This window comes from Faecalibacterium faecis (assembly GCF_040096475.1).
GTDB lineage: Bacteria > Bacillota > Clostridia > Oscillospirales > Ruminococcaceae > Faecalibacterium > Faecalibacterium taiwanense.
In genome coordinates this window covers 14,541-30,730 of record NZ_JBBMEP010000010.1, presented here as the reverse complement: position 1 = coordinate 30,730, position 16,190 = coordinate 14,541, and the positions used below count along the sequence as shown (strand labels likewise).

The window sequence follows — 16,190 nt, the reverse complement described above, 5'->3', positions numbered from 1 at the left end:
GAAAAAGGACACTCCACTTTCGGCTTTTGCCGATGGTGAAATGTCCTCTTGACTGTTTTCTCGTTTACAGTTTTCTGCTGGATGTGGAACTGGCGAAAATCCGTCACGCTCCGTTTGGGATTTTTGCCTTCTCCGACAAGCCCCTAAGAAATCCGTCTGAACATTCAGGTTTTTGGTACATTCAGGGTCGGATTTTCAGTTCGTGCAGACTGTCGGAGACACAAGGATTACCACGTAGCTTAGTTAGATTCCGGGCGCATTGTGGGGAACAGCAGCACATCGCGGATGGAGGCGCTGTCGGTGAGCAGCATCACCAGACGGTCCACGCCGAAGCCCAGACCGCCCGTGGGGGGCAGACCGTACTCCAGTGCGTTCACATAGTCGTAGTCCACCTGTGCCTTGCAGTCGGGCTCGATGGCCTTGCGCTCGGCCACCTGACGCTCAAAGCGGCCCTTCTGGTCGATGGGGTCGTTCAGCTCGCTGAAGGCGTTGCCGTACTCGGTGCAGTCGATGAAATACTCAAAGCGCTCGGTGAAGGCGGGGTCGTCCGGCTTGCGCTTTGCCAGCGGGCTGATCTCCACGGGGTAGTCGTAGATGAAGGTGGGCTGGATGAGCTTGTCCTCCACGAAGGCATCAAAGAACTCGGCCAGAATGGCACCCTTGGTGGGCACCTCGGGCAGCTCCACGTGGTGCTCCTTGGCGGCGGCGATGGCATCCTCGTCGGACTTCCAGTCGTTGAAGTCCACGCCGGAATACTTCTTCACCGCTTCCACCATGGTCAGGCGCTCCCAGTGGCCCATGTCGATCTGCTTGCCCTGATAGGGGATGACCATGCTGCCGCAGATCTTCTGGGCAAGGCGCTTGTACAGCTCCTCCACCAGATCCATCATGCCGTGGAAGTCGGTGAAGGCCTGATACAGCTCGATGCTGGTGAACTCCGGGTTGTGCTTGGGGTCCATGCCCTCGTTGCGGAAGATGCGGCCCACCTCGTACACGCGGTCCATGCCGCCCACGATCAGGCGCTTGAGGTACAGCTCGGTCTCGATGCGCAGCACCATGTCCATGTTCAGGCTGTTGTGATGGGTGTAGAAGGGGCGTGCGGATGCGCCGATCTCGAAGGGGGTCAGGATGGGGGTGTCCACCTCCAGGAAGCCCTTCTCGTCCAGATAGGAGCGGATCTCCTTCAGGATCTGGCTGCGCTTCACGAAGGTGTCCTTCACCTCAGGGTTGGCGATCAGGTCCACGTAGCGCTGACGGTAACGCATCTCGGTGTCGGTCAGGCCGTGGAACTTCTCGGGCAGGGGACGCAGGCTCTTGGCCAGCAGGGTCAGCTCGGTGGCGCGGACGCTCAGTTCGCCGGTCTTGGTGCGGAACACCTCGCCCTTCACGCCGATGATATCGCCCACGTCCAGCTTCTTGAAGGCGGCGTAGGGCTCTTCGCCCAGCTCATCGCGGCGGACGTACAGCTGAATGTCGCCCTTATCGTCCCGCAGGTGGGCAAAGCTTGCCTTGCCCATTACGCGCTTGGACATCATACGGCCAGCCAACGCCACGGTCTTGCCGCTGTCGGTCTCGTTGGGCAGGTCAGCAAACTCGGCCTTCAGGTCGGCAGAGTAGGCATCCTGCGGGTACTTGGTCAGGGTGAAGGGGTCGTGGCCTGCAGCCTGCAGGTCGGCCAGCTTCTGGCGGCGCACCTGCACCTGCTCGCTCTCGGACAGGCCCTGCGCCGGGTTCTTCTTTTGTTCTTCCATGGTTTCTCCTATTCGTTTGGCCTGCTCAGCCTGCAGCGTGGGTAATGTTCAGCACGGTGTACTCCACGGTGTGGCCGGTGGGCAGCAGCACTTCGGCCTTGTCGCCAACAGCCTTGCCCAGCAGAGCGTGGCCCACGGGGCTTTCGTCGCTGATCTTGCCGTTCAGGGGGTCGGCTTCGGTGCGGCCCACAATGTCGTACTCCTCGTTCTCGTCCTCGCCGGTCATGAGAATGGTGACGTGGGTGCCCACAGAGACATTGTCCACGCTCAGCTCGCTCTCATCAATGATGACGGCGTTCTTGATCATCTGCTCCAGTTCGGTGATGCGGTTCTCCACCAGACCCTGCGTATTCTTGGCCTCGTCGTACTCGCTGTTCTCGGAAAGGTCGCCGTGGCTGCGTGCTTCCTTGATCTCTTCGGCCAGCTCCTTGCGGCGCACCGTTTTGAGGTATTCCAGCTCCTCCTGCATTGCCTTCAGACCGGCAGCGGACATTTTGATCTCTTGTGCCATGTTGAGAATCTCTCCTTGTCTCTATTTGTGCTGTGCAGCCGCAAAGCCGCACAAGAATGCCATTTTGACTACATTATTATAATAGCAGGCGGCTGCTTTGTCAACAAAAAAGGCGGCGGTAGGGCAGAAAAATGTGTCGGCTGGAGCAAATAACGGAACAGCCCGCTCTTCAAAAAAGGAGAACGGGCTGTTTTGATTCCATTGGGTGTTACTTGGCAGACGGTTTCATCTGCTGTGCCTTTTTCCACGCGCGAATGGCTTTTACGGTGGAGACCGGCATATGGGGGTCGAATTTTTCCGGATGCTCACTGCTGCGCAGCGTCATCAGCTCGTTTTCAATTGCCCACTGTGCAGCCTGCTGCGCATCGGTGTCGTCGGTGTCGATATCGGTATAAGCGGCTTCGGCAGCAGGAGCAGGCTGTCCGGCATCCTTCCAGAGCACTTCGGCCAGTTCGATGCGAGTTTCCGGGATGGCGGTACCCTTGGGCAGATGATGGATCAGCCACAGCTCGGTGCCCAGCTGATGCAGCCCGCCCACCAGCAGTGCACCGCCAATGATCGTTACCGCAGTGCTGATGCCAGGGTCAACAGGGGAGTCATCGATGATGGGAATATCCATTGTTGAAGCTGTGACTGCTACGCGATTCTTAGGCATAGTAAAGGTGAAGCTTTCTTTATTTTTGTAGTATTCTGAATTGCTTAAACCATCAATCTCCCAACTACCAAAAGAGAGACCACTGTCAGCGAAAGACTGCTGATCAAAAGTGATTTCAACTGTAGCACCGACGGGCACAATAGCTGTATCGCCAACTACAGGATCGCCATCTACTGTGAAAATGCCGCCGCTGACGACCAAAGGCTGTACCCAGTAATTCACGGTGAAGCCGTCCGCTTGAATTTTTTCCAAAACTGTGTTATCTACGCTGCCGCTTTTTAGTAGAGCGTTCCAAGAGTATTTGGTACCGTCATAATTGATAGTGTTGAACTTTGCGCAATCAATAAAAGCATCTTTTTTGATTTCAGTAACATCATCCGAGATGTTTAATGTGGTGAGATTTCCGCATTTATAAAAAGCATTTTCGCCGATGGAAGTGAATCCATTGGGAAGGGTAAAAGACTCCAGACTTTCACAGTTGGCAAAGGTTGCATCAGGAAGCGCGCTTAGCTGCGAATTCTTTTCAAAGGTAACTTTTTTTAGTCCGATACAGCGGTTGAACACATGTGAACTCATAGTAGTTACACTGCTTGGAATGGTGATTTCTGTTAAACTATAACAGTTCTGAAAAGCTTGATACCCGATTTTAGTAAGCCCATCGGGAAGATTGATGTCTTCGAGTTTGAAGCAAGAAAAGAAAGCGAAATCACCGATTTCCTTCAAACTATCGGGAAGTGTGATGGATGTGATTTCGCCGTTAAATCTTGTGTTGCGAAAAGCTTTATCCGCAATGGCTGTTACAGTGTAGGATTCTCCATTCAAGGAATTTGTTGCTTTTTCTGGAATAGTTACTTGGGTCAATAAGGTGGTTGCTTCGGGTCCTTTGACTTTGGCGGTTGTGTCACTTGTTATCTCGTATGTAAGACCGTTAAAGTTAAATGTATCGCCCGTCTCCGCCGCAAATGCAGAGACTGTCCCGACAGGCAGAAATGTCAGTGCCATGCTGAATGCCAGCAGCAGGCTGATAAGTCGCGTTTTCATATAAATTCCTCCTTGATACGACTTTTGCGGGTGGATCTTGTCTGCGCGGATTGTGGACAAAAAAGATTCACCAATCTTTATTCTACCCCCCCAACAGAAATCAAGGATTTTAGACAAGATTGGAAGGATGCCTAAAAATGGCAGAGATTTTAGAGGATCTGAGAAAAATAACAACAAAAATCCCCGCCGACAGAGGGAAAAAGGTGTCGGCGGGGATCGGGGAAATGTCCTATTCAGTTAGAGAATCAATCGTCTGCGCTCTCGTCCAGATTGCCCAGCTTCTTGGCCTGCTCCACAACGGCAGGCACCAGCATCTCGGGCAGAACCTCGTAGCGGGCAAACTCGGTGGTGAACCAGCCGCGGCCCTGCGTGGTCTGCCGGATGAAGGTGGTAAAGTTTGCAAGCTCTGCCAGCGGCACTTCGGCGATGATGGTCTGCAGGCCGTCCTCGTCCGGCTCCATGCCCAGCACGCGGCCGCGGCGCTTGGTCACATCGCCCATGATATCGCCGGTGTTGTCGTTTGGCACATGAGCCTTCAGGGTGTGGATGGGTTCCAGAATGACCGGGCCGGCCTCCGGCATAGCGGCCTTGTAAGCCAGCTTTGCGGCCATAATAAAGGCCATCTCGGAGCTGTCCACCGGGTGGTAGCTGCCGTCCAGCAGGGTGGCTTTCAGGCCCACCACGGGGTAGCCTGCCAGTACGCCCTTTTCGGCGGCAAGGCGCACGCCCTTTTCAACAGCCGGGAAGAAGTTCTTGGGCACGCTGCCGCCGAACACCTTCTCCTCAAACACCACCTGTTCGCTGTCGCAGGGCTCAAAGTTGATGACGACATCGCCGAACTGGCCGTGACCGCCGGTCTGCTTCTTATGACGGCCCTGCTTCTGGCAGGCCTTGCGGATGGACTCGCGGTAGGCGATGCGGGGTGCTTCCAGCCCGATCTCCACGCCGAACTTGTTCTTGAGTTTGGCCTTCACCACGTCCAGATGCTGCTCGCCCAGACCGCCGATCACCTGCTGATGAGTCTCGGCGTTGTTCTCGTAGCTCAGGGTGGGGTCTTCTTCCATCAGGCGGGCCAGCGCGCTGCTGATCTTGCCCTCGTCGCCCTTCTTGGCCACAGTGACGGCCATGAACAGGCTGGGCTTGGGGAACACGGGGGCGGGCAGCTTGACCACGCGCTCAGCGTCGCACAGGGTGTCGCCGGTCTTGGCGCTCACCAGCTTTGCCACTGCGCCGATGTCACCGGCAATGATGCCGTCGGAGTCCACCTGCTTTTTGCCAATGACGGTGAGGGGCTTGGAGATCTTCTCCACATCGCCGGTGCGGGCGTTGGTGAGGGGTTCGCCTGCAGTCACCTTGCCGCTGACCACGCGCAGGTAGCTCAGCTTGCCCACGAACGGGTCGGCCACGGTCTTGAACACGTAGGCGGCGGTAGGCTCGTCCACGGTGCAGTGCAGCTCCACCGGCTCGCCGGCGGCATCCTCGGCCAGCGTGCTGGCTTCGTGCTCCGGGCTGGGCAGCAGCTTGTGCATGTTGAACAGCAGCATATCCAGCGCCTGCTGGTTCACGGCGCTGCCGCAGAACACGGGGGTGATCAGGCCGTCCTTGACGCCCTTGCGCATGCCTTCCACGATCTCTTCGGTGGTGAAGGCTTCGCCGCCGAAGAACTTTTCCATCAGCTCATCGTCGGTCTCGGCAATGGCTTCGCTCATGGCCTCGATCAGGCCCTGAAAACGGTGGCCGATGTCCGGCAGGTCCACCTGGATCTGCTTGCCGCCCTCGTACTTGAAGGCCTTCTGGCTGAACAGGTTGATGTACACGGGGGTGCCGTCGTCCAACTTGGCGGGCACCACGCAGGGGCAGACGGTGGAGCCGAACTTGATCTTCATATCCTCAAGGATCTTGAAGTAGTTGGCATTCTCCAGATCGCACTTGGAGACGAACACCATGGTAGCCTTGCCATTCTTGCGGGCCAGCTGGAACGCCTTCTCGGCACCCACAGTCACGCCGCTGCGGCCGGACACCACCACCAGCACGCTCTCGGCTGCGCGGATGCCCTCGTACTCACCGGCCTCGAAGTCGAACAGGCCCGGCGCATCGATCAGGTTGTACTTGATGCCCTCGTACTCCACGGGGACGACCGATGCCGACAGGCTGGCCTTGCGCTTTGCTTCCTCGGGGTCAAAGTCCGAAACAGTAGTGCCGTCCTCGACCCGGCCCATACGCTCGGCAGCGCCCGAAAAATAGACCAGCGCCTCGGTGAGCGTGGTCTTGCCGCTGCCGGCATGACCGGCAATCAGGATATTGCGGATGTTGTTGCTTGCGTATTTCATATCGGTTTTTCCCTCATTTCCGCCGCACGGAGCATTCTCTCCGCTTTTGTGGCATATTTTACAAAGATAATACCACACTCAAAATGATTTTTAAATATTTCGTTTGAAAATTCTGACGAATCAAGCGCCAAACTTCGGGGCAAGGTTTTGTGCAAGTTGCACGGCAGTGCCAAAGTTTATTGTAAAATCCACAGCGATACGCTATAATAAAAGGCAGAATAAAGGCACAAGGAGCATACCAAAATGAAACGCACGGATTACATCAACTGGGATGAATATTTCATGGGCATTGCGCTGCTCACGGCCATGCGCTCCAAGGACCCCAACAGTCAGGTGGGCGCGTGCATCGTCAGCTCGGAAAACAAAATTCTGTCCTTGGGCTACAACGGTATGCCCATTGGCTGCAGCGACGACGAGATGCCCTGGGAGCGGGAGGGCGCACCGCTGGACACCAAGTATATGTACGTGTGCCACGCCGAGCTGAACGCCATCCTCAACAGCGCCCACAATAACCTGAAAGGTGCGCGGGTGTACGTGACGCTGTTCCCCTGCAACGAGTGCACCAAGGCCATCATCCAGTCGGGCATTGCCGAGGTGGTGTACTACGGCGACAAGTACCACGACAGCGATTCCAGCGTGGCGGCGCGGTTCATGTTCAAAAAGGCCGGCGTGAAGCTGACTGCCTATCAGTCCACCGGACGGAAGGCCGAGCTGGAGCTGTGAACTTTTTTCATAGCATCTTGACTTTTGTGTGGGATTGCATATACTAAGGGTAGGAAGTTGGTTAGAACATTCCATTGTATCCACGCACAAAAAAGAGCCCTCTCAGAGTTGCAGCTCCGAGAGGGTTCTTTTTGTGCTTACTTGCCCTTGCGGTGACTCTCAAGCCACTTGCACAGGAAGTGTGCAGCTACCTGTGCTGCGACAGCCACCAGAAAATTGGTTAGAATGGTGTCCATGATATCCACCCCCTTCTGTTGCCAGAATGGAGAAGGGCAGCACAGCCAGTATAGCATATCCGACAGGGTATTGCAATTTTTTCAGAATCCCAGTATAATATGTAATATAAGTATAAATATACAATGAAATTTGCATAGAGAGGAAAATATACAATGAGTCTGAAGAACCGCAGCTTTTTGAAGCTATTGGACTACACCCCTGCCGAGATCGAAGAACTGCTGGACCTTGCCGCAGACCTGAAGGCAAAAAAGAAGGCCGGCATCCGCCACAATGACCAGCTGGCAGGCAAGAACATCGCCCTGATCTTTGAAAAGACCTCCACCCGCACCCGTTGCAGCTTCGAGGTCGCTGCTCACGATCTGGGCATGGAAGTGACCTATCTTGACCCGTCCGGCAGCCAGATCGGCAAGAAGGAGTCCATCGCCGACACTGCCCGTGTGCTGGGCCGCATGTTCGACGGCATCGAGTACCGCGGCTATGGCCAGCAGATCGTGGAAGACCTTGCCCACTACGCCGGTGTGCCGGTGTGGAACGGCCTGACCAACGAGTTCCATCCCACCCAGATCCTGGCCGACTTCCTCACCATCCGGGAGCACTTTGGCCACCTGAAGGGCATCAACTTTGTTTACTTCGGCGATGCCCGCTACAACATGGGCAACAGCCTGATGGTGGGCTGCGCCAAGATGGGCCTGAACTTCACCGCCTGTGCACCCAAGAAGTACCAGCCGGACGCTGCCCTCGTGGCCGAGTGCCAGAAGATCGCTGCCGAGACCGGTGCCACCCTCACCTTTGAGGAGGATCCCGCCAAGGCCGCCAAGGGTGCCGACGTGCTGTACACCGATGTGTGGGTGTCCATGGGTGAGCCGGTGGAGGTGTGGGCTGAGCGCATCAACGACCTTGCCGCCTACCAGATCAACCAGCAGCTGATGGACATTGCAGGCCCGCACGCTGTGTTCATGCACTGCCTGCCCGCCTTCCACGACCACAAGACCACCGTGGGCAAGGAGATGGGAGAGCGCTTTGGCCGCGATGCCATGGAAGTGACCGATGAAGTGTTTGAAGGCCCCCAGAGCATCGTGTTCGACGAAGCCGAGAACCGGATGCACACCATCAAGGCCGTGATGGCTGCGACCCTTGGCTATGTAAAATAACGGATCACAAATAAAAAAGGGAGGCTGCGTTTGCAGTCTCCCTTTTGCTTTTCCTGTTAGGCTTCCTTCAGCTTCAGCACGCCAGCCTGTACCAGACGCTTGCGCAGCAGTGCACCCACGATGCAGCTCACCACGATCTTGGCGAGGTCCAGCGCAATGAACGGGTACACGCACACCGAAAGCGCATAGCCCAGATCGCACTGCATCTGGAACACGAACCATGCGGTGCCCAGCACGTAGCAGGCGGCATCGCCCAGCACAAGGCCGATGCCGGAGATCACCGGCTGGCCCTTGCTCTTTTCGATGAACAGACCGCCGATGAAGGCCAGCAGCAGGTAGCCCACCAGATAGCCGCCGGTGGGGCCTGCCAGCTTGGCAATGCCCGCGCCGTAGCCGGAGAACACCGGCACGCCCACAAGGCCGATGAGCAGGTACACCGCCACGCTCAGGGTGCCGAACTTGGGCCCCAGCAGCCATACGGTCAGGCAGATGACAAAGTTTGACAGCGAAATGGGAATGGCCCCGATGGGCACGCTCAGCGGGCCAAGCACGCACAGCGCGGCGGCCATCAGCGCAGTAACAGCCATCTGATAGGTGGTCAGTTTTTTGTTTTTCATAGAATAAAATTCCCCTCTGTTAAAAATTTACAAGGCATCTGTACCCGAGTATAGCGCAGCGGGAGACAGATGGTCAACAATAAAGTTTCGAGGGGGTTTACAATAAAAACTCCCGGCACACTGACCGGGGGACAAAACACATTGTGTCGAGTCGGGAAATGTGATATACTGTCAATAAGGCGCTGATTGCAAAGTTGGTGGTCATGCTTTCTGTCCCGTTATCGCTGATTCTTCTTATCTAGTTTTCTACTTAGGATGAAGCAGAGGTTCCGGGAGGAAACTTTTTTGCAAGTGCCCTGCCCGGAGCCTTGAAGGCGAAGGGAGGGATGTCGGATGACTCTTTTGGAGACTCTCGCATTGCTCACGTTCATTCTCACACTGTTGAGCCTGATCGTGGATGTGATCCGCCTGACCATTGAGGTCGTGGCAAAGTTTTCCCAGAAGAAAGACGATGATAACAAAAAAGATTGACCGCCCTGCTTCCAAACTGTGCGGTCAATCTTTTTGACAAACGGGATGGAAAGCTGACCCTTGCAGTCAGCGCCCCTTCTGTATTTATTATACCGCATCAGCGTTATTTGTCAAGGAGGTTCCCCATGGGTGGAGGACATGTATCGCGCCCCGATTTCGGGATGCCGCAGCCGGACCCGGCCTACCCACTGACCGAGTTCTACCTGCTTTTGCAGCACGCACTGGACAAAGCGGGCCGCTTTGCGCTGCCTGCGCTGTATGCCCGCGTGCAGGCACCGGCCCGGCACATCTATCTGGACGAGGCGCGGGAATATTTGAGCCTTTCGCCTACCGGGCGGGAGGGGGATATCCGCCTGCTGGCCGAGGGCAGTCTGCAGCTGCTGTACAACACCCTGCACGTCCAGCCGGACGGCACGCCTGCAGCCCTGCTGCTCACCGAGGAGTGCACCCGCGCCACGGTGGCGGTGCAGCTGCTGCCGCCCTTTGTGTGGGAGGACCCGCTGCCGCCGCTGCCGGACACCCCTGCGGCGCTGACGCTGCAGCTGACCATGCAGGATGTGATGCAGGCCGATACCGACCCGGAAGCGCTGGGCAGAAAGCTGGCTGGCACAGCGACGAACAAGCGCTGGCTGCACCATCCGAAGGCCGAGACCTTCCTTGCAGAACGGGTGGCCCTGCTGCAGAGAGTATATAAAAGGTGATTTTTATAAATTTTTCCAGCAATGCAATCTTCGGGGGCGTTCAGCCGTGTATAGGGTGAATGTCCCCCGTGGAACACGAATTCCACCAGCCCTGTACAGGCGGTAAAGGAGAGCTTGAAACTATGGGACAGCTGACCAGAAACGAAGTATTTACGCTGGCAGTGCAGAAATACAGCGATGCTGTTTACCGCGCTGCCATACACAACAGCCGATGCACAGCCGATGCCGAGGACGTGGTGCAGGATGTCTACGAGAAGCTCCTGCATTATAATGGTACGTTTGAGAGTGAGGAGCACCTCAAGGCGTGGCTGCTGCGGGTGGCCATCAACCGCTGCCGGGACCTGACCCGCGCAGCCCATCAGAAGGACACCGAGCTGGACGAGAACCTGCCCGCGCCCGATGCGTTTGAGGACGGCAGTGTGCTGGACGCAGTGCGCGCCCTGCCGGAAAACTACCGCAATGCTATCTATCTGCATTACTACGAGGGGTACACGGCGGCGGAGATCGGCCGGATGATGGGCGCACCGTCCAACACGGTGCTGAGCTGGCTGCGGCGTGCCCGGGCGCAGTTACATACGATGCTGAAGGAGGAGATCGAAGATGAGGTGGTATGAGTACAAGATGGAGACGGACGACCTCTACGCCCCGGACGATCTGAAGGCAAAGCTGCTGGCCATGACCGACCAGTTGACCGAAGAAGAAAAGGCCCAGCCCATGATGAAAACCGCCGCACCGGTACCGGCTCAGTCCGCCCCGGTGCAGCCGAAGAAGAAACTGATCCGCTTCCCCGCAAAGCGGGTGGGCGCACTGGCGGCCTGCCTTGCTGTGTGCGTGGTAGGCTATGGTGCTTTTGCCACCGGACAAATCGGCCTTGGCGCAAAGAGCAGCAGCCCGGCGGTCTATTATTCTGCGGACAGCACTGCGGCGGCGATGGCGGCAGGCGGCGCGGACCGCGCCGCTGTGGACAGCCCCATGGCAGCCGATTACAGTCTGAACACCATGGCGCTGGAAAGCGGCGCAGACAACGGCACCGCTGTTTATTCGGAGGACGACGCGGCAGCAGCGGCCCATAGCACCGACCACGCAAAGATCATCTACACTGCGAACCTCAGCCTGGAAAGCAAGGACTACGACGCAGCCCGCGCTGCGCTGGATGCTGCCCTTGCTGAAGCGGGCGGCTATCTGGAATCCAGCAGTGAATACTCGGATACCGGTGACAGCCGCAGTGTCAGCCTGACCTACCGGGTGCCGCAGCAGAACTACGAGAACTTTCTTGCCGCCGTGGCCGAAGCAGGCAACGTGACCTACAAAAACCAGCAGGCCGACGACGTGACCGCCCAGTACATGGACGTGGAGACCCGGCTTGAGAATCTCAAGAACCAGCGAACCCGCCTGCAGCAGCTGCAGCAGCAGGCCGACAACCTCTCCGACCTGCTTGAGATCGAGTCCAGCCTGACGGATGTGCAGAGCCAGATCGAGAGCTGGCAGAGCCAGATGGACTGGTACAACGATCAGGTGGAAGAGTGCACCGTGTACGTGAGCCTGAGCGAGGTGAGCACCTACTCGCCGCCCAGCGAGGGCTTCGGCAGCCGCTTTGTCAGCGCCCTTTCCGCTGGCTGGCAGAACTTTGTGGGTGGCCTGCAGCAGGTCATCGTTGCCCTTGCCGGTGCATGGCCGGTGGTGGTGATCGCAGCCGCCGCCTGCGCAGGGTTCGTGGTTTGGAAAAAGAAGAAAAAATAAATCAAAAAAGTACTTGACATCCGCCCGCCCTTGTGGTATTATACTTGAGCAGTCAGCGAGAACCGCTGAGAGCACAAAGTAAATATCGCGGGGTGGAGCAGTCTGGTAGCTCGTCGGGCTCATAACCCGAAGGTCGTTGGTTCAAATCCGGCCCCCGCAACCACCAAGCGTTCTGAGATCTCTCAGAACGCTTTTTTGTTGTCTGTATCCGATACGAAGAAGGGGCTGCTGCACATCGTTTTAGCCGAAAGTGCAGCAGCCCCTCTTACTGTATCAAAAATTTATACCTACTCGCCGCTGAAATGGTAGCTGCCCACAAGGCCCGCCAGATTGAAGGTCTTGCTGGGGGCTGCGCTCGTTCAATGATGACGGCAAAATCGTACTGCGCAGAGGTGCTTCTTCTATATTTACCATTTACAATGCCCTACATCACCCACGGCTTCCTGCGGGCGGACAGCCGCAACAGCATGGGCTTCATTCTGCTGTACGGCAAAAAGAACGTCTCCCGCTACGGCTTCCGTCACTCGGTGCTGGAGGCCACACGCCGCCCGGTGTGCCATGTCATCCTGCAACGCTGCGCGGGCAGGGATATGCTGGACGATGCCGCTGCCGAGGCCCAGCTGGCCGAGGCGGATGAACTGTTGACGGCTGTGCTTTTTGTTCCGATGGGTGGAAAGTTCTTCCGCTTTCTTGTGATCGTGAAGGTTTTTGCCGGATTTTGTTTACGCACCCGGAAAAAGATGGTATGATAAACTAAGCATAATCGGGTAATATGGTAGCCGGAACGTCCTGCTGCGTGAGCGCCCTCAGGGGAGAAAATCGATGAAAAAATATCTCAAAGCGGTCGTGTCCGGGCTGTGCGCCGCGGCGCTGGCCCTTGGCTGCGTGAGCTGCGGCAGCAGCGCCCGCAAGGTGCTGGAATACGGCCTGAGTGACCTTGCCGCTGCGGACCGCGAGACCGTGGAGCAGCGCATCGCCGAGGGTCAGAGCGCTGCGGACGCAGAAGCCGAGTTCCTGACCAACGATCACTTTGAGGCATGGTATCAGGATATCTGCGGTCAGCTCAAACAGTACGAGGACTGAGCCGACGGAACACGCTGAGGAAAAGAGGTGATGGCGATGCTGCGCAGACAGAAGGATACGGATGCCGCCCGGCGCAAAAAAACAGGCAGGCCTATCTTCCGCACCATTTTTAACGCCATGATGCTGGTGACGCTGGTGGAGGTGGTGCTGCTGGCAGTCAGCATTGCCATTACCAATGTGGACGGCAGGCTGAACCAAAACGCCAAGGACATGCTCAACATGCAGGTGCGCAACCGCGTCAGCTACGTGCAGGACCTGATGCAGGATGCACAGAACCTGACCGATCTGTCGGAGCACATCAACAATACCGTTCTTGCCATGCAGGAAGAAGGCCAGCTCGATCTGGCCGAACTGAACACGAGCCGTGAGAAGAGCGACGCACTGCTCACGGCCATTGCGCCGGAGTTGGTGAGCACCCTGCGAGCAAAACCGGTCAGTGGCATCTTTGTGGTACTGAACACCGTGAATCTGCACAACCTTGATGTGGGCTGCGGCCTGCCCGGCATCTACCTGCGGGATCTGGACCCGGATGCCCGTCCTTCGGAGGACAACGCCGATCTGATGATCGAGCGCGGCAGCTCGGCGGTGGTCAAAAAGCTGGGCATCACCACCGATAAAAGCTGGCAGTCCACCTTGCGCTACTACGGCCTGAAGGACAACGGCTTTTTCAAGACTCCCTTCCAGACCGCGTGGGAGGACGGCGCAAGGCTGAACGCCGAGGATTACGGCCGCTGGATCACCAGTGCCTATAAGATAGGCAACGACAGCCGCACCGCCATTGCCTACTCCCAGCCGCTGATCCTGCCGGACGGCACGATCTACGGTGTGGTGGGTGTGGAGCTGCTTACCAGCTACCTGCAGACAAAGCTCCCTTACAGTGAACTGCAGGACGGCAATACCGGCACATACTTCTTAGTCTCCACCACTGCTGATGAGGAAGATACCTCCTTTATCGTCAGCAAGGCGGTCACTTCCAGCGAGGATATGATCACTTCGGAAGCACCGGCCGGCATGATGAACTGCGAACTCCGGGCGGACGAGTGCTGGCTGACGCTACGGAATAAAGACTATTATGCCGTGGCCCTGCCCATTACCCTGTACAGCCGCAACGCGCCGTTTTCCAATGAGCGCTGGCTGCTGATCGGCACCGTGAACAGCAAGGTGCTGTTTGCCTTTGCAGACAATGTGCGCAACGTGATCGCCATTGCCATTGTGTTTACGCTGGTGCTGGGCGCGCTGGGCAGTCTGGTCATTGCCCGCAATCTGGCCCATCCGGTGGAGCTGCTGTATCACGAAGTGGTGGACGGGCAGGAGAAAAAGCAGTTCCCGCAGCTGTCCCATACCAACATCCGGGAGCTGGACCGTCTGGCCGATGCACTGACCAGCTTGAACAGCGAGCTGCTGAACAACTCCACAAAGTTTTTGCGCATCATGGACATGGCCAGTGTGGAGCTGGGCGGCTATGAGCTGAGGTTCGACACTGGCAGTGTGTATGTTACCGATAACTTTTTTGCGTTGCTGGGTGCCTCCCAGCCCAAGGATCACTTCCTGAGTGTGCGCCGCTTTGAGGAAAAGCTGAGCAACATCCAGCTTTCCCATCCCTGTACCACCACGGCAGAGGGAGACAAGATACTCACCATCCGCAGGGAGGGCGAGACCCGCTACATCATGCTGCGCGTCACCAACGACCAGACCACGCAGGTGGGTCTGGCCGAGGACGTTACCGCCACCACGCTGGAGCGCATGCGTATTGAGCACGAACGCGATTACGATATCCTGACCGGCCTGTATAACCGTCAGGCCTTCCACCGCGTGAGCGAAGAGCTGTTCCGCGATCCGCACCAGCTGGGCGTTGCAGCTCTGCTGATGATGGATCTGGACAACCTCAAGCATATCAACGATACCTACGGCCACGACTGGGGCGACCAGTACATCCACCGCACTGGCCGCTGCCTTGCGGAGAACACACCCAACGGCACTGTGGTGTCCCGCCTTTCCGGCGATGAGTTCGTGCTGCTGTTCTACGGCTATTCCAGTCAGGATCAGATCCGTGAGAAGATCCGCACCCTGAGCAGCGCCATGCAGAAGAGCGTTGCCATCCTGCCCAGCGGCAATGAGCTGCGTATCAGCATTTCCGGCGGTGTGGCGTGGTACCCGGCCAACGGCACCGATATGGACATCCTGAAAAAGTATGCCGACTTTGCCCTCTATCAGGTCAAGCGCACCAACAAGGGACATCTGGAAGAGTTCAGCATGGAAATCTACCAGCAGGAAGCACAGGCCGCACAGCTGAGACGCGACTTCCAGCAGCTGCTTACCGAGGAGCGGGTGTACTATGTGTTCCAGCCCGTCTTCTCGGCCCGCACCGGCAAGGCGATGGCATACGAAGCCCTGATGCGCTCCGATATGGAAGCGCTGCGCTCGCCCGCTACCATCATGAAGCTGGCGCGGGAGCAGGGCGCACTGTGCGAGATCGAGCGGCTGACCTTCTTCAAATCGCTGGAGAACTTCGACCACCTGCGCAGCGAGGGCCTTGTGCGCAGGGACACGATGCTGTTCATCAACTCCATTGCAAGCATCTGCCTGCCCAGAGAGGACAGCGAGTATATGGATAGCCGCTGGCATGAACTGCGCCGTCAGATGGTCATTGAGATCACCGAGGAAGAGGAGATTAACCACGAAGCACTGGAGGTCAAGCGCCATGCGCCGGGCTTCTCCGGCATGTTCGCGCTGGACGATTACGGCAGCGGCTTTGCCAACGAGAACAGCCTGCTGGAGCTTTCGCCCCGGTTCATCAAGGTGGATATCGCCATCATCCGCGGCATCGATACCGACCCGGACAAGCAGCAGATCGTGCAGAACATCGTGGCCTATGCCCACCCGCGCAACATGAAGATCATTGCCGAGGGCGTGGAGACCGCCGCCGAGCTGCGCAAGGTCATCGAGCTGGGCGCGGATGCGCTGCAGGGCTACTTCCTTGCAAAACCTGCCGCCGTGCCGGCCAAAATGGCACCTGCCGCCCGCAAGGTCATTGCCGAGTACAGCTCTGCATCCGACAGCGGCTGAATACGAACATAAAAAGTCCCGCAGAAATGCGGGGCTTTTTGCATCTGCCACTGGCGTATTGCAGTTTGCTGCGGTATACTGGAACCGGGCAAACAACAGCACAGGAGGTGCTT

General features: G+C 57.3%; 14 protein-coding genes and 1 tRNA gene. 10 read left to right on the top strand and 5 right to left on the bottom strand.

Annotated elements, in window-relative coordinates; translation table 11 throughout:
• Positions 1-239 precede the first annotated feature (239 nt).
• From lysS to WMO17_RS06685, 4 genes are all read right to left on the bottom strand, one after another.
• Positions 240-1,751 carry a lysine--tRNA ligase gene (lysS, locus tag WMO17_RS06700; protein WP_349137725.1) on the bottom strand — a complete coding sequence of 504 codons (1,512 nt, stop codon included), beginning with the start codon at positions 1,749-1,751 and terminating at the stop codon, positions 240-242.
• Positions 1,752-1,776: 25 nt separating this feature from the next.
• Entirely contained in the window at positions 1,777-2,262 is a 486-nt protein-coding gene (greA, locus tag WMO17_RS06695) for a transcription elongation factor GreA (RefSeq protein WP_005945007.1), read from the bottom strand.
• A gap of 208 nt (positions 2,263-2,470) precedes the next feature.
• Positions 2,471-3,958: a leucine-rich repeat domain-containing protein gene (locus WMO17_RS06690; RefSeq protein ID WP_349137724.1), complete on the bottom strand. Its 1,488-nt coding sequence runs from the start codon at positions 3,956-3,958 to the stop codon at positions 2,471-2,473.
• Between the two features lie 245 nt (positions 3,959-4,203).
• Positions 4,204-6,288 (bottom strand): elongation factor G, encoded by a 2,085-nt coding sequence (locus WMO17_RS06685; RefSeq protein WP_097775001.1) that lies wholly within the window; start codon positions 6,286-6,288, stop codon positions 4,204-4,206.
• 243 nt (positions 6,289-6,531) lie between these two features.
• Between WMO17_RS06685 and WMO17_RS06680 the strand changes: the two genes are divergently transcribed.
• Together WMO17_RS06680 and argF are read left to right on the top strand one after the other, a co-directional pair.
• Complete coding sequence (locus WMO17_RS06680; RefSeq protein WP_005944992.1) at positions 6,532-7,011, top strand: deoxycytidylate deaminase; 480 nt, start codon at positions 6,532-6,534, stop codon at positions 7,009-7,011.
• Positions 7,012-7,400: 389 nt separating this feature from the next.
• Positions 7,401-8,399, top strand: a complete 999-nt coding sequence (gene argF, locus WMO17_RS06675) for an ornithine carbamoyltransferase (protein ID WP_097777271.1) — start codon at positions 7,401-7,403, stop codon at positions 8,397-8,399.
• Positions 8,400-8,455: 56 nt separating this feature from the next.
• On the opposite strand, the gene WMO17_RS06670 is transcribed toward argF, so the two are convergent.
• The gene (locus WMO17_RS06670) at positions 8,456-9,016 is read right to left on the bottom strand and encodes a biotin transporter BioY (RefSeq protein WP_120081152.1); all 561 of its coding nucleotides are present in this window, start codon (positions 9,014-9,016) and stop codon (positions 8,456-8,458) included.
• Between the two features lie 333 nt (positions 9,017-9,349).
• On the opposite strand from WMO17_RS06670, the gene WMO17_RS06665 reads away from it, so the two are divergent.
• The 8 genes from WMO17_RS06665 (at position 9,350) to WMO17_RS06630 (ending at position 16,077) form a co-directional block, all read left to right on the top strand.
• Positions 9,350-9,487, top strand: coding sequence for a hypothetical protein (locus WMO17_RS06665; protein WP_005944979.1), 138 nt, complete (start codon positions 9,350-9,352; stop codon positions 9,485-9,487).
• Positions 9,488-9,612: 125 nt separating this feature from the next.
• The gene (locus tag WMO17_RS06660) at positions 9,613-10,188 is read left to right on the top strand and encodes a hypothetical protein (protein ID WP_242959978.1); all 576 of its coding nucleotides are present in this window, start codon (positions 9,613-9,615) and stop codon (positions 10,186-10,188) included.
• A gap of 122 nt (positions 10,189-10,310) precedes the next feature.
• Positions 10,311-10,802, top strand: coding sequence for an RNA polymerase sigma factor (locus tag WMO17_RS06655; RefSeq protein ID WP_044954130.1), 492 nt, complete (start codon positions 10,311-10,313; stop codon positions 10,800-10,802).
• On the top strand, positions 10,789-11,928 hold the full coding sequence (locus WMO17_RS06650; RefSeq protein ID WP_349137723.1) for a DUF4349 domain-containing protein: 1,140 nt from the start codon (positions 10,789-10,791) through the stop codon (positions 11,926-11,928). The genes WMO17_RS06655 and WMO17_RS06650 overlap by 14 nt, the downstream gene beginning before the upstream one ends.
• 86 nt (positions 11,929-12,014) lie before the next feature.
• A tRNA-Met gene (locus tag WMO17_RS06645) sits at positions 12,015-12,091 on the top strand.
• Between the two features lie 199 nt (positions 12,092-12,290).
• Positions 12,291-12,677: a hypothetical protein gene (locus tag WMO17_RS06640; protein WP_349137722.1), complete on the top strand. Its 387-nt coding sequence runs from the start codon at positions 12,291-12,293 to the stop codon at positions 12,675-12,677.
• 73 nt (positions 12,678-12,750) lie between these two features.
• Positions 12,751-13,011, top strand: a complete 261-nt coding sequence (locus WMO17_RS06635) for a hypothetical protein (RefSeq protein WP_349137721.1) — start codon at positions 12,751-12,753, stop codon at positions 13,009-13,011.
• Between the two features lie 36 nt (positions 13,012-13,047).
• Positions 13,048-16,077 (top strand): EAL domain-containing protein, encoded by a 3,030-nt coding sequence (locus tag WMO17_RS06630; RefSeq protein ID WP_349137720.1) that lies wholly within the window; start codon positions 13,048-13,050, stop codon positions 16,075-16,077.
• The last annotated feature ends 113 nt before the right edge of the window (positions 16,078-16,190 follow it).

Excerpts from the sequence above, each read along its gene's own strand:
- lysS (WP_349137725.1), bottom strand. The coding sequence starts at position 1,751 with ATGGAAGAACAAAAGAAGAACCCGGCGCAGGGCCTGTCCGAGAGCGAG.
- WMO17_RS06635 (WP_349137721.1), top strand. The coding sequence starts at position 12,751 with ATGAAAAAATATCTCAAAGCGGTCGTGTCCGGGCTGTGCGCCGCGGCG.
- greA (WP_005945007.1), bottom strand. The coding sequence starts at position 2,262 with ATGGCACAAGAGATCAAAATGTCCGCTGCCGGTCTGAAGGCAATGCAG.
- WMO17_RS06665 (WP_005944979.1), top strand. The coding sequence starts at position 9,350 with ATGACTCTTTTGGAGACTCTCGCATTGCTCACGTTCATTCTCACACTG.
- WMO17_RS06685 (WP_097775001.1), bottom strand. The coding sequence starts at position 6,288 with ATGAAATACGCAAGCAACAACATCCGCAATATCCTGATTGCCGGTCAT.
- WMO17_RS06690 (WP_349137724.1), bottom strand. The coding sequence starts at position 3,958 with ATGAAAACGCGACTTATCAGCCTGCTGCTGGCATTCAGCATGGCACTG.
- WMO17_RS06670 (WP_120081152.1), bottom strand. The coding sequence starts at position 9,016 with ATGAAAAACAAAAAACTGACCACCTATCAGATGGCTGTTACTGCGCTG.
- WMO17_RS06660 (WP_242959978.1), top strand. The coding sequence starts at position 9,613 with ATGGGTGGAGGACATGTATCGCGCCCCGATTTCGGGATGCCGCAGCCG.
- WMO17_RS06640 (WP_349137722.1), top strand. The coding sequence starts at position 12,291 with ATGATGACGGCAAAATCGTACTGCGCAGAGGTGCTTCTTCTATATTTA.
- argF (WP_097777271.1), top strand. The coding sequence starts at position 7,401 with ATGAGTCTGAAGAACCGCAGCTTTTTGAAGCTATTGGACTACACCCCT.
- WMO17_RS06630 (WP_349137720.1), top strand. The coding sequence starts at position 13,048 with ATGCTGCGCAGACAGAAGGATACGGATGCCGCCCGGCGCAAAAAAACA.
- WMO17_RS06655 (WP_044954130.1), top strand. The coding sequence starts at position 10,311 with ATGGGACAGCTGACCAGAAACGAAGTATTTACGCTGGCAGTGCAGAAA.
- WMO17_RS06680 (WP_005944992.1), top strand. The coding sequence starts at position 6,532 with ATGAAACGCACGGATTACATCAACTGGGATGAATATTTCATGGGCATT.
- WMO17_RS06650 (WP_349137723.1), top strand. The coding sequence starts at position 10,789 with ATGAGGTGGTATGAGTACAAGATGGAGACGGACGACCTCTACGCCCCG.